This is a genomic window from Mycolicibacter virginiensis (assembly GCF_022374935.2).
Lineage (GTDB): Bacteria > Actinomycetota > Actinomycetes > Mycobacteriales > Mycobacteriaceae > Mycobacterium > Mycobacterium virginiense.
Genome location: NZ_CP092430.2, coordinates 4,764,874 through 4,787,858, shown reverse-complemented (window position 1 = coordinate 4,787,858; position 22,985 = coordinate 4,764,874). Strand labels below are relative to the sequence as shown.

Below are 22,985 nucleotides of genomic sequence, written 5' to 3'. Positions count from 1 at the left end.
GCCAGCGCGCCGCGCAACGCCCGCCTCACGCGCGCCGCCTGCCCAGGGCGATCGTGGCAGCCAGAGCCGCGACCAGCAGTGCGGCGCCGCCGAGCAGCCGCGCCGCATTGTCGCCGTGATGCTCGCCGGCCTCGGAACCCGCCTCGGGCGCCGGGCCGGCGGACACGGCCGGCTCCGGGTGCTGGGCATGGTGTTCGGTCGCCGACGCGGGCCCGGTCCCCAGCTGCAGCATGGGCACCGGGTGCGGCGCCTCACCGCCGCCGGGTGGAGGAGTCTCGTCCCAGCGCACCTCGGTGCCGTCGGCGTACCGCTGTGCTGACGGGAAGTTCACTGTTTCTGCGTCGGGCAGTCGCATTGCGATCCGGAACAGTCCGAACTGGTCGGCGCCGATACCCGCGCCGGCAGTGGCGGTCCAGGTCACCGAATGCACCGCCCCGGATTTGGGGTCGCGGTCCAGGCGTGCGGTCCAGCCGGGCTTGGTTTCCGTGCGAGCCGAGGCCACATCGGGCAGCGTTACGGTGAGTTCCGTTGTGGCAGAACCGTTCGGTGACTCGTTGGGAACCTCGAAAGTGACCATCGCAACCCCGCCGCGCACCGCGCCGGGGCTGCTGGCGTGCACATGCGCCCAAGCGGGCGTGGCGCCGACGACGGAAGCTGCGGTGATCGCCGCGGCCAGCGCCGTGGCGCGCATCGGGGCGCTCATGACGGCAGCCCCAGCCGAGCCATCAGATCGGCGTCGATTCCATCGAGCTGGTCGCTGATCGAGGCGGAGGCCACTCGGCGACGATCTCCCGGCATGGTCTCGATGGCAGTCACCGCCGTCGACAGGTCCGACAGCCGATCGGTGATCGCCGCGACGAACTGCTTGGTTTCGGAGTCCTTGGGCTTGCGCTCTTGCACCAGGCGCAGGGTCTTCTCTGCCCCGGCGATTCGCGCCGAGAGCCGGGCGCCATTTCCGGAGAACTCGCCGACGCGGGCCAGCGGCACTCCGAGCCGGGCCGCGCGCTGCTCGTCGATCAGGCCGCGCACGGCCATCGCGGCCCGGTACACCAGCGGCACAACGACCGGCGCCAGCATTCGGGTGACCACCAGCGTGCGCCGGACGCGGGCCGGCGAAAGGATCCGGCCGTCGCGGGCGGCTTTGAGCTGGCTCTCGGCGGCCTTGCGTGCGGTGCGGTCGCGGTTGCGGTCCGACTTGATCTGAGCCTTCAGCGCACGCGCATCCGCGCGCTGGCTGGCCCTGAAGCGTTTCGCCTCACCCTTGGCGGCCAATCGCGCCTCAAGCTTGGCGCCGGCCTTCAGCGCCCGTGCTTCGGCACGCCGGGTCGCGCGGCTCTTGCGTTTTCTGAACAGGCCCATCGCGGCCGCCTCCCCGGTGTCTCGCTGGAACCGATCAAGCCACCCTAATCGCGGCGCCGACGCCTCAGGCGCTGAGGTGCTCCTTGCGACGAAGCTCGTCGATGCGGGCCAGGACGTCCTCCTGGGCCTCCGGCGAGAGCCCGACAGCGTGGGTCGCGATGCGCCGTACTCCGGCGTCGCGGACGCTGTCCAGCCATGACAACTCGGCGTCGAGCTTGGCGTAGTAGTCGTCGTCGGTGAAGAACGCCGGCTTGATCCGGAAGAAGTTGGCCAGCGCGGCCATGGTGGCGCTGGACGGGTTCGTCCGATTCCCCGAGCGCAACTGGGAAAGGTAGGGGGCCGACATCGTGACGCCCTCCGCTTTGAGTGCGGCAATTACCTCGGCGGACGTATGCGGTCCGCGGCCGGGTGGATAGACCACATCGAAAAGGCGATTCAAGCGGACAGCGAACGTCGCGCTCATCTATAGGACCTCCAGGGGGTAGGCAGGCGGCCGACAGGCGCTCCGCGAGGGGGAAGCGGTAGCGCCTGATGATTTGCTGATCATCGTAGCGATAGTTACCGACACAACCAAGGGTGTTTCCGTAGCGAGTTCGATCTTGAAGCACGAGATCGGGCTTGGTGCAGTTCATTCGGCTCTCCGTAGAGACCGCTGTGGCCCGATTTTCGTGTCGTACCAAGCACAATTGCGTCGGCAACGACGAACGAAGAGATCCACCAACGCCGGTCTGTTAGTCCTCGCTGCTGGAAGCCACTCCGGCGAAGTGAAGTTTCCACCGTGTGTTGGGCTGTCGGCGGGATTTGCTACCGAGTGGTGGAATCGTCTCCGGCGGTCTGTCCGGAACAGCGGAGCGAAGCCCGCCACAGCGCTGACCCCACTGCCACCGAGACCAATCCCGCAACCGAGGCGATGGCCACCGGTCGCCAGCCCAGCGCCTCATCGAAGAGAATCCACAAGCCGCACGCCAGGAAGAGCAGTCCTGCCGCGGCATGGAGCAAGTGTTCGGGCAACCGCCGGTGCAACACCGTCCCGACCGCGATCGCGACAGCGTCGGCGAGCACCATTCCGATCGTCGCGCCCAACCACACGCCCAGCCAGTTGCGGTCACTGGCCAGCGCAACCGTCGCCAGCATCGTCTTGTCCCCGAGCTCGGCCAACAGCACCGAGGACACCACCGCGAACAGTGCGAATCGAGGTTCGCGGACGGCGGTATCCCCAGGTGCGGAGGTGGTTCCCTCGCGCCACGTCCATGCCGCGAAACCGATGAAGGCAACACCGGCGACGGCGGCGATCGGACGGGCGGGCAGTGTCAGCCCGAGAAAGTGCCCCACCGTCACCGAGATGCCATGGATGGCGAAAGCCGCGATAGCCACCCCGCCGAGAACCACCCACCAGCGATGCCGCAGCGCGTACGTCATGGTGATCAGTTGCGACTTGTCGCCGAGCTCGGCGAGGAAGACCACGCCCAGGCTGATCAGCATGGCGGCAAGCATGCGGGGACGCCCTTTCGTCAGCTGCCGAGGCTAGTGACTCCGCGGCCCGGCCGCTAGCCGACAGGGAATTTCGGCGGGCCGAACTCGGTGGTTCGGCAAGGGTCGCCGGAGTTGGCCCGCAGGGTCGGCAGAGGCGAGGCGAAGCCGGGACTGCCGAATCAACCCCGACGATCCGGCAACGGGAGAATTCAGCGCGAAATGCTTTATGCGGCAAGCAGCATGGCCAGTACCGCGGTATCGGGGTGGCTGACCGGGTCAACGCCGACTCGGCTCACCATCGAGGTGACGGTGCCGTCGGACTCGGCTTCGACCCAGGCCGCGCGATGCTCCAAGCCCAGGTAGGGCAGGCCGGGCAGCAAAATGCATCCCGATGCCGCGCCGCGGCATTCGGGCAGCGAGGGAACGGTCTCCGACGGCGGGTGCAGCATCAGCAGCGCGGAGGGCTGGCGGCCGGCGAAGTACCCCGGGGCGATCGCCGATTCGCCGGCGATAGTGCCCTCGGCCAGTAGCAATCCGACGGTGCCCGGACCGGGATTGTCGGGCAGTTCCTCGTGCGTGCCGAACACTGTTGTGGTGGGCAGCAATCCGGGCATCGAAGCGACTCGGACGGTGATGCTGAGCAGTTGTGCCCATTCCTTGGTCGAGTCCGGCCAGCGGCCGAAAACTACGAATCCGCGAAGCTCGCCACGGGAGTGAAACGGGGCGACTTCAATCGCCCGGCCGGAACCTGTCGTCTCCATCGCGCACCCTCCGCGACATTTTGGCTTGTTGGCTGATTCGCCTGCTCGCATTTCAGCGGGTGGGTTGTTTGGCAGCATGCGGCACCCGCCAAGCGGATTCAAGGTGACACGGCGAGGCGGCGGATAACGAAACGGTGAAAAAACCCGGCGGTTTAGCGAGGCTCGAGGGAGGAGAGGCGACGCTGGAATCGCCGTATAACCCGGCGGTTTAGCGAGGCTCGAGGGAGGAGAGGCGAAGCTGGAACCGCCGTATAAAACAGTGGGGCGCCGCGCCAACGGCGCGACGCCCCACCCAGGCCGGCGGTCCGGCTAGAAGATCAGCCCCGAAGTCTTCGAGGTGGCAGCCGCGAAACGCGACTGCACGTCGGCCCAGTTGACGACATTCCAGAACGCCTTGACGTAGTCGGCCTTGACGTTCTTGTACTGCAGGTAGAAAGCGTGCTCCCACATGTCGACCTGCAGCAGCGGGATGATGCCCAGCGGCACGTTGGCCTGCTGGTCGTAGAGCTGGAAGGTCAGCAGCTTCCCGCCCAGGGTGTCGTAGCCGAGCACCGCCCAGCCCGAACCCTGCAGGCCGTTGGCGGCCGCCGTGAACTGCGCACGGAACTTGTCGAACGATCCGAACGCGTCGTCGATGGCCGCGGCCAGTTCGCCCGTCGGCTTGTCACCGCCGTTGGGGGACAAGTTCTTCCACCAGATCGAGTGGTTGACGTGACCGCCAAGGTGGAACGCCAGGTTCTTCTCGTTCAAGAAGATCGCGCCGTGGTCGTCGTTGGCCCGAGCCTCGGCGAGCTTCTCCAGTGCGGAGTTGGCGCCGGAAACGTAGGCGGCGTGGTGCTTGCTGTGGTGCAGTTCGTTGATCTGGCCCGAGATGTGCGGCTCAAGGGCTCCGTAATCCCAGTCCAAGTCCGGCAAGGTGTAGTCGGCCACGGGGTTCCTTCCTTCGGTACTGATCCGGTGTCAATCACCGTTGATCATTGTCGACAGGCGTTGACGGTCTAGCGGCACCCCACTACACCGCGGTCGCGGCGTGATGGGGCCACCTTCACCCACATTGCTCCAACGCCCGGTGTACCGCAACAAACACGTGGAGCTGGCGCGCGACATCGGCCGATCGCAATGCTCAGGCTGAGGTTCAGGTCAGGACGAGCACAACCAGGAAAGACAGCAGCACAAGGGCGATAACTCCGGCGCGCAGCGACGCCAGCAGATAGGCGCGCTTGTAAGTGGACGATCCCGTATGCCAGCCCGACGCCGCTGCGACTGGACCGGGTCCGATCGGCCGTGCCGTCATCTGTGTTGCCCCCAACTTCACCGTGCGCCCACCCCCGTGAGGCGCATCACATCCGTTCTGTGACGGCGATCATAGCGCTTTGTCCGCCCGGTGGAAAAATTCATCTGGATAACCCGACTTACCTGCACTGATACGTTCCGGGTCCTCCGGGCTGTCAACTACGGGCGGCAGGCGGCTGCTTAGCCGATCAAGCGATTTCGCTCGACGCTGTTAGTCGGTTCGCTTCGACGACGCTGCGTTATCCACAACCGATGCGTCTGTTGGCATGTAAAAAGCACATCACGCCCCGTGCGGCTGTCGATCGGTGTGTGGATAAACCTGTGGAAACTGTGGATAGCCGGTGGTAGCTGCCGGGTCACGACCGGGCCGCACAGGGCGTCTGCGTCGCCGATCGCCGAGGGCTCTGGCCGCGACCGGGCCGACCTTGCGGTCGCCGCGGTGTTAATGGGGTCGACCCGCCTGCGGTCGCCTCCGCCGACCTTGCGGTCGCCGCTAGGCTGGTGCGGTGATCCAGGTGTGTTCCCGCTGCAAGACGCGGTGGAACGTGCGTGACCAGCAGCGGGCCTGGTGTCCACGCTGCAACGGTGCGCTGTGGGCGCCGCTGACACCCGAGCAAGAAGCCGAGTTGCAGTGGACCCAACCTGGGCCACCGGCACCACCGGCACCACCGGCAGCACCCGGGCAGGTGCCGCCGCGGCCGGGGCCCGGTTATCGCTGGATCGCGGTGCGGCCAGGCCCGCCGCCTCCGCAGTCGCCGGCACGGCGCCCGCTGGGACCCACCCCGCGTTATTCGGTGATGCCCCGCTGGACCCTAATGGGCGGGCCGATTCGGGCTGCGGCACAGTCGAAACCGGGGGAGCGGCAGGCACCTACGGCGCGCGCGCTGGAGAAGACACTGGCTGCCGCGGTCGCCGCGCTGAGCGTCGCGGCCCTGGTGCATGCCTTGATCTATGTGCTGATGATCGTCAATCGCACCATGCTGTTGAATCCGCTGATCGCCGGTGGCGCGGTGTGGTTGGGCCGGCTGGCCGGGCTGGCCGCGATCGCTGCAGTGGTCAGCTGTGCCATCGTGCTGACCCGGTGGCTGCTCGCCCGTCGTTCGGTGGCCTTCGCTCGGTTGCATCTGCCCGAGACCCGCCCCGCCTGGGCGGTGTGGGCCGGTTGCCTGGTGCCGGTGGTCAACCTGGCCTGGGCGCCGGTGTTTGTCATGGAGCTGGCCAAGCGCGAGGACCGGCTGGACCGATTGCGCAAGCCCATCGTGGTGTGGTGGGCCGTGTGGGCAGCCAGCACGGCCGTCGCGATCTTCGCTACCGCCACCAGCTGGGCCGACGGGGCCCAGGGCATTGCCAATAACATGGTTGCGACCGTGGTGGCGTACCTCCTCGGACTGGCAGCCGTGGTGACGGCGGCGCGGGTGGTTGAGGGATTCGAACGGCGATCGATGGGCCGGCCCGCCCACCACTGGGTGGTGGTGGGCGATGGGCGCGATACCGCCGCTGCACCGCCGCCGGCTCCGGCCGCCGCGCCGAAGCCGGACGAAGGTACGGCCCCGGCTCTTGAGTCCGACGGACGGGAACCGGCAGCATAAGCCCATGACCCCGGCCGGCGATGTCGTCTCGGAACACCCGTTCGTGGTCGCGCACCGGGGTGCGTCTATCGATCGCCCGGAACACACCCTGGCCGCCTATGACTTGGCGCTGCAGGAGGGGGCGGATGGTGTCGAGTGCGATGTGCGGCTAACCAGTGACGGCCACCTGGTCTGCGTGCACGACCGCCGGGTGGATCGCACCTCCAGCGGGGCCGGGGTGGTCAGCGAGATGACGCTGTCGCAGCTGCAGCGCCTCGACTACGGCGCGTGGCACCGTAACGGGCAAACCGGCTCAGCGGACGGTGCCGATATCGGCGACACCGGCCTGCTCACCCTCGATGCACTGGTTGCGCTGGTTCTGGACTGGCACCGGCCGGTGAAGATCTTCATCGAGACCAAGCATCCGGTGCGATACGGCTCGATGGTTGAGCGTGAGGTGCTCGCGTTGCTGCACCGATTCGGGCTCGCCGCGCCGGCGTCGGCCTCGCGGTCGCGTGCCGTGGTCATGTCATTCTCGGCGGCGGCGGTGTGGCGGATTCGCCGGGCCGCGCCCCTGCTGCCGACGGTTCTGCTCGGATCAGGCGCGCGCTATCTGGGTGGCGGTGCGGCGACGACGGTCGGTGCCACGGCGATCGGTCCGTCGATCGAGACGCTGCGGGAACATCCCGAGTTGGTGGACCAGGCCGCCGTACGGGGTCGCGCGCTGTATTGCTGGACCGTCGACCGCAATGAAGACGTCGACTTCTGTAGGGATGTCGGGGTCGCGTGGATTGCGACAAATCAGCCCGCCCGAACCAAGGCGCGGTTGCGGGCGGGCTGATCGGCGGGCGAGGGGTTTACCCGCCGGCGATACGCGGCGCGCCGGCCTCTTGGCCGACCGTGATCTCGCGTGCGAGGAAGGTCTCCAATTCGAACAGGTTGTGCCCGGCGCGGTCGGCAACCCGCAGCAGCCGGGTCATCACGGCCACCTCCTCGACCTGTTCGCGCAGGAACCACTGCATGAATTGCTCGCCGAGGTAGTCGCCCTCGTCGCGCGCGGCGCTGGTGAGCCGGCTGATCTGCTCGGTGACGGTCCGCTCCTGCTCCAGCGTCAGCGCCAGTGCATCCCGCGGGGCGTCGAAGTGGTTGCGCACCGCGTCGACGCCGGGAATCTCGACGCGGATGTCCCGGTCGAGCAGGTATTGCACCAGCATCATCGCGTGGTTACGTTCCTCGACGGCCTGGGCGTAAAAGAACTTGGCCAATTGCGGCAAATCCTCGCCGTCGAAATAAACCGCGACCGCGACATATTGCTGTGCCGCGGTAAATTCGTGATAGATCTGCTCTTGAAGAAGTGCGTGGAATTTCGTCTTGTGGCTGTCGTTCTCGATCATGAACGCGATGCTACCCCTGGTCAGAGTGGGTTTGCATCCAAGGCGAGGCTTACTCAGGTCAGCATTGCCTAAGTAAAGATAGGGTAGGCTGAAATTGCGTAATCGCGCGTGGTAATTAGGTTCGACTCAATTATCGGCGCTCGACGGGGGTGGTGTATCGCGGCGCAATGCCTCGAATAGCCGGGCGGCCTCGGCATGGTTCCAGACCACGGCGTCGCCGACATCGGTCCGGAGGAACTCGCCGATCGGCACGGTCAGCGTGGTGGTGGTGCCATGCAACGCCCAGCCCAGGGCCGCCAGGTCAATGACGCCGGAGCTGTCGTCCAGGGTCACCGCGTGTGCAGCAGCGTGCGGCACGGTGTACCAGCGCAGCGGATTGAGCCAGACGGTCGGAGCGGCGATGCGGGCCAGCAGCGCCGACAGGAACAGTCGCTGGTGGGCCATCCGGTCCAGATCGGCGCGCGGCGTGGCCCGACTACGCACGTAGCCGAGCGCGGCCGCGCCGGAGAGCTGCTGGCAGCCGGCCGGCAGATTCAGCCCGGCCAGCGGGTCGTCGATCGGTTCGTCCGGGCACAAGGTGACGCCGCCGAGGGCGTCGACGAGCGAGGCGAACCCGCCGAATCCGATCTCGACATAGTGGTCCAGTCGCAGGCCGGTGGCCTGCTCCACCGTCCGGGTCAAAAGCGGAGCCCCGCCGAGGGTGTACGCGGCGTTGATCTTGTCTTTGCCGTAGCCGGGGATCGTGACGTAGGAGTCGCGCGGCAGCGACACCATTGTGGCCGTCGACTCGGATCCCGGGCTGGGGAGGTGTACGAGCAGCACCGTGTCGGTGCGTCCATTGCCGATGTTCCCGCCGGTGCTCAGGTTCTGCTGCTCCTGGAGTGTGAGATCGGCGCGGCTGTCCGAACCGACTAGCAGCCACGTCGTCCCGCGGCCCGGCGTCGGACGGTCGGCGTAACCGGCGAACGCCGCAGTCCGCTGCAGCGCGGTGTCGAGCCAGGCCGCGGCCCCCACCAGGGACGCGGTGGCGAGCAAGGCCACCAGCAGGGCGAGTACCGCCAGTCGGCGCGGCCAGGATCGCCGCCGGCGTGAGGTGGACGGACGTGAGGCGGGTGGGCGCGTGACCGGTGGGCGCGGCGCGGGCGGCGGTGGTGCGGGTGGAGGAGTCGAGTAGGCACGCGGCGTGGGGTAGGGGATCGGCCGCCGGACGGCCTGCGGCGGCGAGACCGGCCGGCCGTGGGGAGCGCGGTACAGCATCGGCGGCGGTTCACGACGCAGCGGCGGTGGAAGGTGCCAGGGCTGGCCCGGCCCGCGATCGCCGTTCACCTGCCCAATCTACGTATCGAACGGCGTCGGGGCGATCTCGGTGGTCGGTCCAGCTGTGCGATGAACGGCGGACCTTCCCAGCTTATTGCCCAATTTCCGCATTTTTCTCAGGCATTATTAGTAATCTTCCGAAGAAATCGTTATCTTGACCAACGTCAGTCGCCGCCCGCGAACACGAAGAGAGGTCTACCCGCAGATGACTCGTCAGTGCAGCACGAAGCGGAACCGCCGGGTTGATGCGGCGGTCCCAGCTTCGTCTCTCCTGCGTCGAGCCTCGCTGAATCGCCGGGTTGATGCGGCGGTCCCAGCTTCGTCTCTCCTGCGTCGAGCCTCGCTGAATCGCCGGGTTGATGCGGCGTTCCCAGCTTCGTCTCTCCTGCGTCGAGCCTCGCTGAACCGCCGGGTCGCCGGGCTGGGTACGGCAGTGGGCGCGTTTCTGGCATTTGGGGTAATGCCGTTGGCACCAGCCCCCGTGGCGTCCGCCGAGGGCTTCGAGGACATCTTCGACCAGGTACTGGCACCGTTTGTGGATACGACCACCGGCGGCTTGGACTGGGACGCAGTGTTCAGCCCGGCGGCATGGGACGCGTTTGCCTCCGCAGCGAACTGGGACGGCTTGCTGGCCGGGTCGGCAGCTGGGTCCTGGGACCTGGACAGCCTGCTGCACCCGGACGTTGCGGCGTTGGTCCAGAACTGGGTCTACAACCCGCTGTACACCGGAATCGACAGCCTGGTCAGCAGCTCGTTGCTGGCGCCGGTCGTGGACGGTTTCAACCAACTCAGTGGGGCGCTGGGGCTGGGCCTGATGATCGGCGATGGTGCGGACGGTACGGCGGAGCACGTTGCCGGCGGTGCGGGCGGCTGGTTGTTCGGTGACGGTGGCGCCGGCTGGGACAACACCGAGGTCGGTGGCACCGGTGGTGCCGGGGGATCGGCCGGGTTCTTCGGTAACGGTGGCGCCGGCGGCGAAGGCGGCGAAGGCGGCAGCGGTGGTGCCGGTGGAGTCGGCGGGTGGTACATGGGCATCGGTGGCGCCGGCGGGGCCGGTGGCGACGGCGTCAACGGCGGCATCGGTGGGGCCGGTGGCGACGGACGCGGGTGGATGCTTGGTATCGGTGGCGCGGGCGGCGACGGCGGCGACGGCACCCATCTGGGTGGCAACGGCGGTGACGGCGGTAACGGGTCGATTTGGTTCGGCGGCGGTGGCGCCGGCGGTGACGGCGGCGACGGCGTCTACCTGGGCCAGGGGGATCTGCCCGCCCTGGGCGGGGCCGGCGGCCTTGCCGGCTCGCTGGGCACCCATGGCGCGGTTGGCCACTTCGGCACGCTGGACGGGGCCCCGGAGAAGGGACCGGCCGAACTCAGCACCGCCGGCGGCTGGATCGTCGACAACGACGGACGAGTCGTCATCCTGCAGGGCGTCAATCAGGTGTACAAGTCGCCGCCGTTCACGCCCGGCGGCGACGGTTTCGGCGCCGATGATGCGGCGTTCCTGGCCGCCAACGGATTCACCGCGGTACGGGTGGGCCTGTACTGGGACCAGATTGAACCCCAGCCGGGGGTGTACAACTGGGCCTACCTCGATTCGGTCCGGGAGACCATCGCGATCCTCAAGTCGCACGGCATCGTGAGCATCCTCGACATGCACCAGGACCTCTACGGTGTGGAGATCGGTGGGCACGGCGCGCCGGACTGGGCGACGATGTTCAACCCGGACGACAACGACACCACCCAGCCGTTCCCGTTCGCCTACGCACTCAACCCGGCGCAGAACCAGGCCTGGGATGCGTTCTGGGCCAACGAGAAGGTGGACGGTATCGGGCTGCAGAACTACTACGCCCGGATGTGGCAGACCGTCGCCGACTATATGGCTGGCACGCCCGGCGTGGCCGGCTACGAGATCATGAACGAGCCGTGGGCCGGCTCGTCGTGGCTGGGCAGCCTGCTCGGCAACTCGCACTTCGACAACCAGTCGCTGACGCCGTTCTACGACCAGGTGATCTCGGCGATCCGGTCGGTCGATCCGAACACCACGGTGTACTACGAGCCGAACGTGCTGTTCGGCAATGCCACCGCGGGAATCAACATGGGCGGGGTCGACGACGACAACGCCGTGTTCTCGTTCCATGACTACTGCATCTTCGACGCCCTGGGCGCTGGCAGTTCCGCCGGTTGCTCGCTCTGGGACGGGATGATGATGGAGAACGCCCAGCGCTACGTCGACCGCTACGGCGTTCCGGGCGTGGTCACCGAGTTCGGCGCCACCGGCAACACCGACACCATCGCCAGCCAGCTGAACTCGATCAACCCGCACAAGTTCGGCTGGCTGTACTGGGGCTACAACGACACGGGCTCGCTGGTGCACGACCCCAGCGTGCCGCCGACCGGCGACAACGTGAACGAGGCCATTGTGGCGACGCTGGCCCAGCCCTACCCCCAGGTGATCGCCGGAATCCCGAACAGCTGGTCGTTCGAGAACGGGGTCTTCTCCTTCAGCTACTCCACGGCGATGGCTGGTGGCGGGGGCAGCTTCGACGCCGGGTCGGAGACCCGGATCTCGATCCCGGACATCCAGTTCCCGGACGGCTACCAGGTGAGCGTCACCGGCGGGCAGGTCGTCTCGGCGGACAACGCCTCGGTGTTGGTCATCGAATCCAACGCCGGCGCCGGCACCATCACCGTCACGGTGACCCGGGCCGCGGGCTGAGGCCTGCGCGGGCCGCCGTAGCGGTCAGCGCAGCCACCCCAGCTTGTCGGCGAACAGTGCGTACCCGACGAAGGCCACGGTGTCGATCAGGCCGTGCGCCAGGATCAGCGGCCACAGCCGCCTGCTGCGCTGCCAGGTATAGCCGAACACCAGGCCCATCGCGATGTTGCCGAGGCCGGCTCCGAAGCCTTGATAGAGGTGGTAGGCGCCGCGCAGCAGGGCTGAACAGGCCAGCGCCACCCGCGGCGACACCCCCAGCTGGGGTAGCCGGGTCAGCAGGTAGCCGACCACGATCACTTCCTCGGCGAACCCGTTGGCGAACGCGATCACGATCAGCATCGGAGCGCGCCACCAGGTGTCGTTGATCGCGGCGGGAATGACGTCGGCATTGAGGCCCAGGGTTCGCGCCAGCACATACAGGCCCAGGCCGGGCAGCCCGATCAGGGCGGCCAGGCCGAGTGCGCCGGCCAGGTCGGTTCGGCGGGGTCGCCCATACAGCCCGATGCGGGCGGGTCCGAAACCGCTGCGCCACAGCAGGTACAACGCCAGTGCGCCCCAGGCGATCAGTTGCACCGCCCAGGCGGCGTTGAGACCGAGGTCGATCAGGTCGAAATAAGACCGGCGAGGGTTGAGGGCGATCCGCTGGGCGCTGAGGTCGCGCAGCACCGCGTCGGCGAGCTGCAGAATCGCGGTGACGGCGCTCAGGCCGTAAGTGACCGCCAGAACCAGGATGATCTCCAGGCGCAGCGCGTGTCGCGGGTTCTGGCGCTCGGTCACCTCGTCACGGTAGCGACCTGCTACTGCTCCTGACGCCGGGCCTGCAGCCCGTTGAGAAATGGGCAACCCATCAGTGCGCGTACCGCCCGGTTCAGACTCAGCACATCGTTTACTGGCTGCGGGAAGCTCAGGCGCACGTCGCGGTCACCGTCGGGTGCTTCCACCCGCAACCACATGCCGTAGCGATCCACGGCAAGCGGGCGAGCCTGTCCGCGGCGCAGCTGCGGCGGCAGCTTCGCGGCGGCGAGCCGGGCGACCATATCGGGGTGCGCCGAGTCGAGGTGCTGTAGCCAATGCGCCTCGATTGCGCAGAACGGGTCGGGTCGGGCTGCCAGCAGCTCGTGCACGTCGACCGCTTCGGCTCCGGTGGCGTCGGCCAGCACCGCCGACTCGGGCGTCAGCCGTAGCAGCGCGTAGTCGACGTCGGCGTCGCTGCCCTCCGGTGCAGCCATATCGCGGGAGTGCGACGCCGAGCGCGGCGAGACGACCTGGAGCAGAGCAGGGTTGGGGTCCACCGCCGCGATCCGGTCCAGAAGTATCGGGATCTCGCGGTCGGGCACCGGGCGCAACAGCCCCCGGATCCACGCCAGCGCACGCACGCGTTCGCGCAGCCGCAACGGTGCGTGATCGGTCAGCTCGAGCATCGCCTGCACCCCGGAGTCGGCCGCGGCCTGCGCGACCGGGTCTTCGACGGGAACCGCGACCACCAGAGATCCGTCCCGCAGCAGGTGGCAGACCGGTGCGTTGACCGGGGCGGCGTCGGCGGCGTCGGCGATCGCTAGGAGGGCTTGACCGCGGATGCAGGCGCTGCGAATCCGCTCGGCGGACGTCGGGACGGGTGCTGCTGTAGTCGTGGCCATCGATCACCTTTCGAAGTGAGGTAAGCCTAACTTAATTAATGACTCGGGTGGACGCAACAGGAATTGCGGAATCACCGCCCGCTCGTGCCGCCGGTGAGCGCGCTGTCGGGCCGCGGCCGATAGGGTTGTCCGGTGACCCGCATCAGCTATCTCGGCCCGGCGGGGACCTTCACCGAAGCGGCGCTGCTCGCGTTGAACGGCGCCGGACGGGTTCCCGGCTGTGACGTTCAGGACCTTCAACCGGTGCCGGCCGAGAGCACGCCGGCAGCACTCGAGGCGGTACGCACCGGCGCGGCCGACTACGCGTGTGTGCCGATCGAGAACTCGATCGAGGGCGGGGTGACACCCACTCTGGACGGACTCGCGGTCGGGTCGCCGCTGCAGATATTCGCCGAAACCGCCCTGGACGTCTCGTTCTCGATCGTCGTCGCGCCGGGTCGCGGTGAGGCGGCAATTCGCACTGTGGCCGCCCACCCGGTGGCGGGCGCACAGGTGCGGCGCTGGCTGGCCGAGCACCTGCCCGGGGCCCACACCGTGCCGGCCAACTCCAATGCCGCTGCGGCACAGCAGGTCTACGACGGTGAGGTGGACGCCGGCGTGAGCACGGCGCTAGCTGCCCAGCAGCGCGGGTTGGTTGCGCTGGCCGAGGGTGTCATCGACGAACCCAATGCCCGCACGCGCTTCGTGCTGGTGGGTACCCCGGCGCCACCGACGGCCCGCACCGGCGCCGACCGGACGTCGGTAGTGTTGCGCCTCGACAACGCGCCGGGGGCCTTGGCGGCAGCACTGGCCGAGTTCGGAAGTCGCAGTATCGATCTGACTCGTATCGAGTCGCGCCCGACCCGCACCGAGCTGGGCACCTATCTGTTCTTCCTGGACTGCGTCGGACACATCGACGACGAAGCCGTCGCCGAGGCACTGCAGGCCCTGCGACGCAGCTGCGCCGACGTCCGCTACCTGGGCTCCTGGCCTATCGAGCCCGCAGGTCGATGCGGGGTGGTGTCATGAGCGGGCGGCTGGTGTTGCTGCGCCACGGCCAGTCTTACGGCAACGTCGACCGTCGACTCGACACCCGCCCGCCGGGATCGGAGCTGACCCCGCTGGGCCGCGACCAAGCCAGGGCTTTCGCCGCCGAAGGCATCCACCGTCCAATGCTGGTCGCCCACTCGGTGGCTACCCGCGCGGTTCAGACCGCTGCCGAGATCAGCGGCCGGCTCGGCCTGACCGCCCGCGCCCTGGAAGGCATTCACGAGGTGCAGGCCGGCTCGCTGGAGAACCGCAGCGACGACGATGCGATCGCCGAGTTCAACGCGATCTATCAGCGATGGCACTCCGGCGAGCCAGGAGTCGCATTGCCCGGCGGAGAATCGGCCGAACAGGTGCTCGATCGCTACCTGCCGGTCGTCACCGACCTGCGGCTGCGTTACCTCGACGACGACGACTGGACCGGGGACATCGTCGTGGTCAGCCATGGCGCGGCGATCCGGCTGGCGGCGGCGACGCTGGCGGGTGTGGACGGCAGTTTCGTGCTGGACAACCATCTGGAGAACGCCACTGCCGTGGTGCTGGCCCCGATCACCGACGGCCGATGGAGCTGCGTGCAGTGGGGCTCGCTGACGCCGCCGTTCTATCCCGAACCGCACCCGGACCCGGTCGGCGACGCGTTGCGGTCCGACACCGACCCGATGGGCTAGGCGATCGCAAGCGCGGCGGAGCTTGCGAAGCCGGGCGCTGCGGGTCGCCGCGTCGGGTCAGACCGCCAGCGCGTACACCTGCGCGCAGCGGCACCCGACCGCTTCGCAATCCAGGGCGAATGAGTGCGGCAGCACCTCGCCGGGGCAGCCGTCCTCGGTGCACTCCGTGGCCTGCTGTACGTGGTGGATGAGTGTGCCGTGGCAGTGCTCCAGCCCCGCCCGGCAGTCTCGGCAGTGGTCATCCATGGATCGTTCATAGCACCGAGCGCCGACAAGGTGGATCCGGCGCGCCGCGTCGGGTGCCATCAGCTCCAGCCCAGTTCGTGCAACCGGTCGTCGTCGATACCGAAGTGATGGGCGATCTCGTGGATCACCGTGATCCGGACCTCGTCGACCACCTCGTCGTCGGACTCGCACATCTCCAGCAGCGCTTCTCGGTAGATGGTGATGGTGTCCGGCAACGACCCGGCATAGCTCGAATCGCGCTCGGTCAGCGCCACCCCTTCATAGAGGCCGAGCAGGTCGGGTTCCTCGGCGTTGCGGTCGGCCACCAGGATCACGACGTTGTCGAAGGCGGCAGCCAGCTCGGGCGGAATCAGGTCCAGCGCGTCGGACACGAGGTCGTCGAACCGGCGCGGGTCCATCTGGACACTCACCGCGGCTGGCTACCGGTGGGCAGTTGGTTCAGCCGCTCCGCGGGGATCGACGGCGGCGGGATCGGGGGCTGGCCGTTGATGAGCAGCGATCCGCGGGCACTGTTGATCAGCGCCGCCCAGCCGCCGTTGCCCAGAGTGGCGCCGAGGCTACAGGCCACCTCGCGGCTGCCCGCCGACCAGCTGGGCAGGGAGACCGTGGCGTAGGTCAACGTCAGCGTCGTGTCGCGCAGCTGCACCGGATCCAGGTAGGCGTCGGTGAGCCGGGTGCAGGACTCCTTGATGAACGCATCCTGCTCGGGCTCCGGCGGTAATGCGTCGGGGAACCGTTCGGCCAGGTTGACCGTGCCGGTGACTTCCTTGGTATGCGGTGCCGCGCAGTCGACCGGAACGTCGTTGGGCTGGTTGGTGGCCGGATCGATGCCCAGGCAGGTGCCGGGCGGCCAGACCTTGGACTGGTCGATGTCGGCGATCTTGCCGACGAACGCGGTCTGCTGGCCGCCCACGCCCGGCAGTTGCAGGCCACACAACATCCGGCGCTCACCGTGCTGGCGCCACGCGCGTTCGCCGGCCCACAGCATGCTGGCCACGAACTTGCTGTGCGGGTCGAACTTGGCGCCGAGATAGCGGCGCACCGACGACTCGCATTGTTCCTGGGTGATCTGCTCGATGCGGGCCATCGACGGCGGCGGGGCATCGGGACCGTATTCGGCGCCCGGGAACATCTTCATGTCCACCGGGCCGGCCACCTCGAACTTGTGCTCGTCGGCGCAGCTGACGATCGTCGCCCCGTCCAAGTCGTTCTCCGGCCAGTTCAGGCAGTCGCCGGCGACAGCGTGGTCGATCGCCTCGTTGCCCTTGACCGTGCCCAGCCCCAGTCCCGGACCGGCGCCTTTGCCGCCCGCGCCCGGTGCCGGCTCGGCGTTCAGATGGCCCAGCAACCCGCCGGGGCCCTCGCCGAGGACGGGCACCACGGTGATCAGGCCGGCAATCAGCAGCCCGCCCAGCGCGGTCAGCAACAGGGCGCGGCGCGTCGGGGCGGCCTGGAGCGTGCGTCGCCAAGACACCCGCTTGGCGGGTGGATTCTCCTGGTCGGCTGCCTCTGACATCGCGTCCATTCTGACAGGCAGCCGCGAGCGCGTGACAAATGATGCGAAAGTGATGCAGCCGGCCAGGTTGTAGGGTTTTGCCGTGATCGACCTGAAGCTGCTGCGTGAAGATCCCGACCGTGTCCGCCGCTCCCAGGTGGGTCGCGGCGAGGACCCGGCCCTGGTGGACGCCCTGCTGGCCGCCGACACCGCACGTCGCGCCGCCATCGCGGCCGCGGACTCGATGCGAGCCGAACAGAAGACCGCCAGCCGGTCGGTCGGAGCGGCCTCACCCGAGGAGCGCCCCGCCCTGCTGGCGCGGGCCAAGGAGCTGGCCGAGCAGGTCAAGGCCGCCGAGACCGCCCAAGGAGCGGCCGAGACGGCGTTCACGGCCGCGCACATGGCGATCGCCAACGTGGTGATCGACGGAGTGCCCCCGGGTGGTGAAGACGACTTTGCGGTGCTCGACGTGGTCGGTGAGCCACCGGCCATCGAGAACCCGCGGGACCATCTCGAGCTCGGTGAGGCGCTGGGCCTGATCGACATGGGCCGCGGAGCCAAGGTCTCCGGTTCGCGGTTCTACTTCCTGACCGGTCGCGGCGCGCTGCTGCAGCTGGGTCTGTTGCAGCTGGCCGTGCGGCTGGCCGTCGACAACGGGTTCACCCCGATGATCACCCCGTCGCTGGTTCGCCCCGAAGTCATGTCCGGCACCGGATTCCTGGGTGCGCACGCCGACGAGGTTTATCGACTCGAAGCCGACGACCTATATCTGGTGGGCACCTCCGAGGTGCCGCTGGCGGGCTACCACTCCGACGAGATTCTCGACCTGTCGGGCGGACCGCTGCGCTACGCCGGTTGGTCGTCGTGTTTCCGCCGGGAGGCCGGCAGCTACGGCAAGGACACCCGCGGCATCATCCGGGTGCACCAGTTCGACAAGGTCGAGGGGTTCGTCTACTGCCGGCCCGAGGACGCCGAAGCCGAACACGACCGACTGCTCGGCTGGCAGCGCGAGATGCTGGCCCGTATCGAGGTGCCCTACCGGGTGATCGACGTCGCCGCGGGCGATCTCGGGTCCTCGGCGGCCCGCAAATTCGACTGTGAAGCGTGGGTGCCCTCCCAAGGCACCTACCGGGAGCTGACGTCGACGTCGAACTGCACCACCTTCCAGGCCCGCAGGCTGGCGACGCGTTACCGCGACGAGAACGGCAAGCCGCAGACCGCGGCCACCCTCAACGGCACCCTGGCCACCACCCGGTGGCTGGTGGCGATCCTGGAGAACCACCAGCAGCCCGACGGCAGCGTCCGGGTGCCGCAGGCGCTGGTGCCCTACGTCGGCGTGGACGTGCTGGAGCCCGCCGCCTCCTGATCCGCGGCCGCGTCAGGCGGCGAAGAGCCGCCGCGAGCAGTCCAGCAGCATCCGGTGCAGTTCCTCGTTGGGAATGTCCGAAACCACGGGATCGGCTGCTGCGCCGAGAATTCCGGGCACCAGGACAGCGATCGCGATGAGTGTGGCGGGGTCGGGCTGTGGTCCCGCCAGGATGGACTGCAACCGGCGCGAGGCGTCCCGGAATTCTCCGATGGCCTCGACGACCCCCACCACAGCGGGATCGGTGTGGACCAGGGCCGTGGTGCGCCGGTGGCGGACCGCCAGTTCGATGATGCCGCTGATAGTGGCCTCGCGCTGGACCTCGCGGGAGCCGATGGCCTCGGCGATGGTGACCACCCGGGCGATGTCCTCGAACACCGGACGGAACACCGCAACGACGATGTCGTCTTTGCAGTGGAATTGGTAGTACACCGCCGATTTATTGACACCCAATCGGTCGGCGATCATCTGCAGCGATGTGCCGCTCACCCCATGCTCGGCGAACAGCCCTTGCGCGGCCTCTAATACGCGCTCCCGCGCGAAACCCCGCGGCGCCACCGTCTTCGCCACTCCCATGCCTCCCTGCTCCGGTCGACCGCTCACGGGCGTGAGCCACGTCGCACAGTTTTGCTGATCGATCGCTTGATTCTACTTTACTGATCGTATAACTTGACCTTCCGTCACGCTTAACCTCAGATCTGGGCTGAAAGGGGCGTCGCTGATGCTGAACCCACAGGTGCACAGGCTTTCTCGGCCTGAACCGGCCACGTCCGGCGCTGGCCAGATGTCCCCGGGCGTCACCGCGTATGTGGTTGACGCGCCGGAGATCGTGGCCGGCGACCACCCGTTGTTCGATGCGATCGCCGAACTGGGTGCCACGGCGAATCGGTTCGCGGCCGACACCCACGTCCTAGTGGTGGTCACCAAGGCCACCGCCACGACTGGGTCTGTTCGATGAAGGCGCTGCGGCGGGCGTGGATGCCGCTGCTCATCGTGGTGGTGGTGGCGCTCGGGACGCTGACCGTCTTGCGGGTACGCACCTACTTCGGGGGCGACAACTCCCGCCTGATCAGCACCAAGGTCGACGACACTAAGCCGTACAACCCGAAGGTCGTCACCTATGAGGTCTTCGGTGAACCCGGCGCGACTGCCGACATCAGCTACCTCGACCTCGACAGCAAACCGCAGCGTGTCGACGCCGCGACGCTGCCCTGGTCGGTGACCCTGAGCACCACGTTGTCGGCGGTATCGCCGAACCTCTACGCCCAGGGCAAAGGCTCCACCCTGGGTTGTCGCATCAGCATCGACAACGAGCTCAAAGACGAGAGAACCGCCACCGGCGTCAGCGCCCTGACCTTCTGCTTGGTGAAATCTGCATGAGCACTTCCACGCACAACTTCCCCCCCGAGTCGCCGACCGAGGTCATCCCCGCTGTCGCTGACCACGCCAAGCCCGGCCGGATTGCCAAATGGATTCGGCGGCTGGCTATTCCGATCATGCTCGGCTGGATCGCGATCATCGTCCTGGCGAACGTGACCGTTCCCCAGCTGGAGAAGGTCGCCGAGATGGCCGCGGTCCAGATGACCCCGGACGAGGCACCGTCGATGATCGCGGTCAAACGTCAGGGCGAGGTGTTCAAGGAGTTCACCTCCAACAGCTCGGTCATGCTGGTCCTCGAGGGCGACGAGCCGCTGGGCGCCGACGCCCACCACTACTACGACCAGATCATCGACAAACTGAAGGCCGACACCACCCACGTCGAACACATCCAGGACTTCTGGGGTGATCGCCTGACCGCCGCGGGAGCCCAGAGCCCAGACGGCAAAGCCGCATACGTGCAGATCTATACCGCGGGTAACCAGGGCGAGGCGCTGGCCAACGAATCGGTCAAAGCGGTCAACCAAGTAGTCGACAGTGTCACCGCGCCACCGGGAGTGAAGGCGTATGTGACCGGCGGCGCGGCGCTGGCAGCTGATCAGGACAAGGCCGGCACCCGCAGCATGCACGTGATCGAGTCGCTGACCTTCGTGGTCATCATCACCATGATGCTGGCGGTCTACCGATCCATCACCACCGTGGCGCTGGCGCTGGCGATGGTGGTGACCGGCCTGGCGTCGGCCCGGGGCATCGTGGCATTCCTGGGCTATCACGGGCTGATCGGGCTTTCGCCGTTCGCCACCAGCCTGTTGGTGACGCTGGCGATCGCGGCAGCCACCGACTACGCGATCTTCCTGATCGGCCGATATCAAGAAGCCCGCAGCGCCGGTGAAGACCGGGAACAGGCGTACTACACCATGTTTCGCAGCACCGCCCATGTGGTGCTCGGCTCGGGCATGACCATTGCGGGCGCCACCTTGTGCCTGCACTTCACCCGGCTGCCCTACTTCCAGTCGCTGGGGATTCCGCTGGGGATCGGCATGACGGTCGTGGTCATCACCTCGCTGACGATGGGGTCGGCCGTCATCGCGGTGGCCGGTCGGTTCGGCTCCCTGCTGGAGCCCAAGCGGGCCAACCGGGGGCGCGGCTGGCGGAAGATCGGCGCGGCGGTAAGCCGTTGGCCGGGGCCGATTCTGATCGCCGCCACCGCAGCAGCCATGGTCGGTATCCTCGCGCTGCCCGGGTACAAGCCCGGCTACAACGACCGCGCCTACATGCCCGCGGATCTACCGGCCAATCAGGGCTTCCTGGCCTCCGATCGGCACTTTCCGTCCGCGCGGATGAACCCCGAGATGCTCATGATTGAAACAGACCATGACATCCGAAACTCGGCGGACTTTCTGGTGATCGAGCGAATCGCCAAGCGAGTCACCGGGGTAGAGGGAGTGTCCCGGGTCATGTCCATCACCCGGCCACAGGGCATTCCGATGGAGCACTCCACCTTCGGCTACATGCTCGGCATGCAGGCTGTCAGCCAGGACATGACCCGCAAGTTCAACGATGACCGCACCGCCGAGATGTTGGCCCAGGCCGAGGAGATGCAGGTCAACATCGACACCATGACAAAGATGATCGAGCTCATGGAGGAGATGAACGCCACCATGGGCCGCATGGTGGGCAAGATGCACCTGATGGTCGGCGACATCGAAGAGCTACGCGACAAGATCGCCAACTTCGACGACTTCTTCCGGCCGATGCGCAGCTACTTCTACTGGGAACCACACTGTTTCGACATTCCGGTCTGCCACGCGCTGCGGTCGGTCTTCGACGCCATGGACGGCGTGGACACCATGACCGACAACTTCAAGCAGATCGTCCCGGACATGGACGCGATGGCCGCGCAGCTGCCGCAGATGCTCACGCTGATGCCGCCGATGATCCAGATGATGAAGAACACCAAGGCCATGATGCTGACCATGTACGCCACCCAGAGCGGACTGGCCAAGCAGGCGCAGGAAGCCCAGGGGGATCCCGCGGCGATGGGGGAGGCCTTCGACAAGGCCCGCAACGACGACTCGTTCTATCTGCCGCCGGAGATCTTCGACAACGCCGAGTTCCAGCGCGGCATGAAGAGTTTCGTCTCGCCCGACGGGCATGCCGTGCGGTTCATCGTCAACCACGAGGGCGATCCACTGAGCGCAGAGGGCATCAAGCACATCGATGCGATCAAGCTTGCCGCCAAGGAAGCCATGAAGACCACCCCGTGGGAGGGCTCGAAGATCTACGTCGGTGGGACCGCCGCGATGTTCAAGGACATGCAGGAGGGTTCCAACTACGACCTGATGATCGCCGGCGTCGCGGCGCTGTGCCTGATCTTCATCATCATGCTGGTGATCACCCGCGCCGTGGTTGCCGCGCTGGTGATCGTGGGCACCGTGGTGGTGTCACTGGGCAGCGCCTTCGGACTGTCGGTGTTGCTGTGGCAGAACATCATCGGTCTGCAGGTGCACTGGATGGTGATGGCGATGGCGGTGATCATCCTGTTGGCGGTGGGTGCCGACTACAACCTGCTGCTGGTTTCTCGCCTACGAGAGGAGATCCACGCCGGGCTGCATACCGGCATGATCCGGGCGATGGGCGGCAGCGGGTCGGTGGTCACCGCCGCGGGACTGGTGTTCGCCTTCACGATGATGACGATGGCGATCAGTGAACTGCGTGTGATCGGACAGGTCGGCACCACAATCGGTTTGGGGCTACTGCTCGACACCCTGATCATCCGCTCGTTCATGACGCCGTCGATCGCGACGCTGCTCGGCAAATGGTTCTGGTGGCCGCAGGTACCACGGCTGCGGCCCAAGCCCTCTCCCTGGCCGGCGCCGTTGCAGCGCAACCCGAGCGACGAGCTCGTGGAGTCCAGCGGTGGAGCGCATCGGGGAGGTTGGTGATGAGGTACGGAGTCGTGGTGTTGGCAGGTGTGTCGGCGGCGATCTTTCTCGCGGCACCGGCGCACGCCGATGTCGACACCGATTTCGCCGGCCGGTTGCACGGCTACGGGATCTACGGGGCGCGTGACTACAACGCCTGGATCGGCAAGCTCACCTGCAAACGCTTGGCCAACAACGTCGACCACGACGCCTTCGAGTCGGCGTCCTTCGTCGCCAAGAACGTCAAAGGTGCTGGCTCCCAGCAGGCCTGGCAGTTTGTGGGCACGGCGCTGAGCACCTACTGCCCCGACAAGTTGATCGTTCTGGAACAGGCTGGAGTTACCCGATGAAGCGCAACCCGTGGC

The 22,985-nt window shown here is 67.4% G+C and carries 23 protein-coding genes and 1 pseudogene; 10 read left to right on the top strand and 14 right to left on the bottom strand.

What is annotated here, in order from left to right:
• Window positions 1-25: 25 nt before the first annotated feature.
• From MJO54_RS22760 to MJO54_RS22735, 6 genes are all read right to left on the bottom strand, one after another.
• Window positions 26-703, bottom strand: coding sequence for a YcnI family protein (locus MJO54_RS22760; RefSeq protein ID WP_434085423.1), 678 nt, complete (start codon window positions 701-703; stop codon window positions 26-28).
• On the bottom strand, window positions 700-1,359 hold the full coding sequence (locus MJO54_RS22755; protein ID WP_046282833.1) for a DUF6474 family protein: 660 nt from the start codon (window positions 1,357-1,359) through the stop codon (window positions 700-702). Before MJO54_RS22755 ends, MJO54_RS22760 begins: the two co-directional genes overlap by 4 nt.
• A 64-nt stretch (window positions 1,360-1,423) precedes the next feature.
• The gene (locus MJO54_RS22750; protein WP_046282832.1) at window positions 1,424-1,822 is read right to left on the bottom strand and encodes a helix-turn-helix transcriptional regulator; all 399 of its coding nucleotides are present in this window, start codon (window positions 1,820-1,822) and stop codon (window positions 1,424-1,426) included.
• Between the two features lie 341 nt (window positions 1,823-2,163).
• Window positions 2,164-2,853 (bottom strand): TMEM165/GDT1 family protein, encoded by a 690-nt coding sequence (locus MJO54_RS22745; protein ID WP_064888888.1) that lies wholly within the window; start codon window positions 2,851-2,853, stop codon window positions 2,164-2,166.
• Window positions 2,854-3,056: 203 nt separating this feature from the next.
• Entirely contained in the window at window positions 3,057-3,593 is a 537-nt protein-coding gene (locus MJO54_RS22740) for a hypothetical protein (RefSeq protein ID WP_046282830.1), read from the bottom strand.
• A 309-nt stretch (window positions 3,594-3,902) separates the two neighbouring features.
• Window positions 3,903-4,523 (bottom strand): superoxide dismutase, encoded by a 621-nt coding sequence (locus MJO54_RS22735; RefSeq protein WP_046282829.1) that lies wholly within the window; start codon window positions 4,521-4,523, stop codon window positions 3,903-3,905.
• Between the two features lie 869 nt (window positions 4,524-5,392).
• Here MJO54_RS22735 and MJO54_RS22730 point away from each other — a divergent pair.
• The gene (locus tag MJO54_RS22730) at window positions 5,393-6,475 is read left to right on the top strand and encodes a DUF4328 domain-containing protein (RefSeq protein WP_065152756.1); all 1,083 of its coding nucleotides are present in this window, start codon (window positions 5,393-5,395) and stop codon (window positions 6,473-6,475) included.
• A 4-nt stretch (window positions 6,476-6,479) separates the two neighbouring features.
• Window positions 6,480-7,295, top strand: a complete 816-nt coding sequence (locus MJO54_RS22725; protein WP_046282827.1) for a glycerophosphodiester phosphodiesterase — start codon at window positions 6,480-6,482, stop codon at window positions 7,293-7,295.
• A 16-nt stretch (window positions 7,296-7,311) separates the two neighbouring features.
• Here the strand turns inward: MJO54_RS22725 and MJO54_RS22720 are convergent, their stop codons facing one another.
• Both MJO54_RS22720 and MJO54_RS22715 read right to left on the bottom strand, forming a co-directional pair.
• A complete protein-coding gene (locus tag MJO54_RS22720; RefSeq protein ID WP_046282826.1) occupies window positions 7,312-7,848 on the bottom strand; it encodes a ferritin in 537 nt (178 codons plus the stop codon).
• 126 nt (window positions 7,849-7,974) lie between these two features.
• The gene (locus MJO54_RS22715; RefSeq protein WP_082108048.1) at window positions 7,975-9,174 is read right to left on the bottom strand and encodes an LCP family protein; all 1,200 of its coding nucleotides are present in this window, start codon (window positions 9,172-9,174) and stop codon (window positions 7,975-7,977) included.
• Window positions 9,175-9,631: 457 nt separating this feature from the next.
• Between MJO54_RS22715 and MJO54_RS22710 the strand changes: the two genes are divergently transcribed.
• On the top strand, window positions 9,632-11,881 hold the full coding sequence (locus MJO54_RS22710) for a cellulase family glycosylhydrolase (protein ID WP_434006630.1): 2,250 nt from the start codon (window positions 9,632-9,634) through the stop codon (window positions 11,879-11,881).
• Between the two features lie 24 nt (window positions 11,882-11,905).
• Here the strand turns inward: MJO54_RS22710 and MJO54_RS22705 are convergent, their stop codons facing one another.
• Complete coding sequence (locus MJO54_RS22705; RefSeq protein WP_105295203.1) at window positions 11,906-12,658, bottom strand: CPBP family intramembrane glutamic endopeptidase; 753 nt, start codon at window positions 12,656-12,658, stop codon at window positions 11,906-11,908.
• Window positions 12,659-12,678: 20 nt separating this feature from the next.
• Window positions 12,679-13,518: a DUF2470 domain-containing protein gene (locus MJO54_RS22700; RefSeq protein WP_064888884.1), complete on the bottom strand. Its 840-nt coding sequence runs from the start codon at window positions 13,516-13,518 to the stop codon at window positions 12,679-12,681.
• 132 nt (window positions 13,519-13,650) lie between these two features.
• Between MJO54_RS22700 and pheA the strand changes: the two are divergent.
• Both pheA and MJO54_RS22690 read left to right on the top strand, forming a co-directional pair.
• Window positions 13,651-14,490: pseudogene (pheA, locus tag MJO54_RS22695) on the top strand (prephenate dehydratase); the annotation flags it as partial.
• Between the two features lie 32 nt (window positions 14,491-14,522).
• Entirely contained in the window at window positions 14,523-15,212 is a 690-nt protein-coding gene (locus MJO54_RS22690) for a histidine phosphatase family protein (protein WP_046286017.1), read from the top strand.
• Window positions 15,213-15,269: 57 nt separating this feature from the next.
• On the opposite strand, the gene MJO54_RS22685 is transcribed toward MJO54_RS22690, so the two are convergent.
• Genes MJO54_RS22685 through MJO54_RS22675 form a run of 3 tightly spaced genes read right to left on the bottom strand, consistent with a single transcriptional unit; the run spans window position 15,270 to window position 16,974 of the window.
• Window positions 15,270-15,458 (bottom strand): hypothetical protein, encoded by a 189-nt coding sequence (locus tag MJO54_RS22685; protein ID WP_046286027.1) that lies wholly within the window; start codon window positions 15,456-15,458, stop codon window positions 15,270-15,272.
• Window positions 15,459-15,517: 59 nt separating this feature from the next.
• Window positions 15,518-15,868, bottom strand: coding sequence for a metallopeptidase family protein (locus MJO54_RS22680; protein ID WP_046286018.1), 351 nt, complete (start codon window positions 15,866-15,868; stop codon window positions 15,518-15,520).
• Window positions 15,865-16,974 (bottom strand): septum formation family protein, encoded by a 1,110-nt coding sequence (locus MJO54_RS22675; RefSeq protein WP_233428676.1) that lies wholly within the window; start codon window positions 16,972-16,974, stop codon window positions 15,865-15,867. The genes MJO54_RS22680 and MJO54_RS22675 overlap by 4 nt, the downstream gene beginning before the upstream one ends.
• A gap of 82 nt (window positions 16,975-17,056) precedes the next feature.
• Between MJO54_RS22675 and serS the strand changes: the two genes are divergently transcribed.
• On the top strand, window positions 17,057-18,319 hold the full coding sequence (gene serS / locus MJO54_RS22670) for a serine--tRNA ligase (RefSeq protein ID WP_046286020.1): 1,263 nt from the start codon (window positions 17,057-17,059) through the stop codon (window positions 18,317-18,319).
• A gap of 12 nt (window positions 18,320-18,331) precedes the next feature.
• Here serS and MJO54_RS22665 read toward each other — a convergent pair whose 3' ends face one another.
• Window positions 18,332-18,889, bottom strand: a complete 558-nt coding sequence (locus MJO54_RS22665) for a TetR/AcrR family transcriptional regulator (RefSeq protein WP_105295209.1) — start codon at window positions 18,887-18,889, stop codon at window positions 18,332-18,334.
• Between the two features lie 151 nt (window positions 18,890-19,040).
• Here MJO54_RS22665 and MJO54_RS22660 point away from each other — a divergent pair, with 151 nt between their 5' ends.
• Genes MJO54_RS22660 through MJO54_RS22645 form a run of 4 tightly spaced genes read left to right on the top strand, consistent with a single transcriptional unit; the run spans window position 19,041 to window position 22,970 of the window.
• On the top strand, window positions 19,041-19,277 hold the full coding sequence (locus tag MJO54_RS22660; RefSeq protein WP_131810394.1) for a hypothetical protein: 237 nt from the start codon (window positions 19,041-19,043) through the stop codon (window positions 19,275-19,277).
• On the top strand, window positions 19,274-19,699 hold the full coding sequence (locus tag MJO54_RS22655; protein WP_064888881.1) for an MmpS family transport accessory protein: 426 nt from the start codon (window positions 19,274-19,276) through the stop codon (window positions 19,697-19,699). The genes MJO54_RS22660 and MJO54_RS22655 overlap by 4 nt, the downstream gene beginning before the upstream one ends.
• Window positions 19,696-22,641: an MMPL/RND family transporter gene (locus MJO54_RS22650; RefSeq protein ID WP_046286022.1), complete on the top strand. Its 2,946-nt coding sequence runs from the start codon at window positions 19,696-19,698 to the stop codon at window positions 22,639-22,641. Before MJO54_RS22655 ends, MJO54_RS22650 begins: the two co-directional genes overlap by 4 nt.
• The gene (locus MJO54_RS22645; RefSeq protein WP_046286023.1) at window positions 22,641-22,970 is read left to right on the top strand and encodes a DUF732 domain-containing protein; all 330 of its coding nucleotides are present in this window, start codon (window positions 22,641-22,643) and stop codon (window positions 22,968-22,970) included. Before MJO54_RS22650 ends, MJO54_RS22645 begins: the two co-directional genes overlap by 1 nt.
• Window positions 22,971-22,985: the final 15 nt, after the last annotated feature.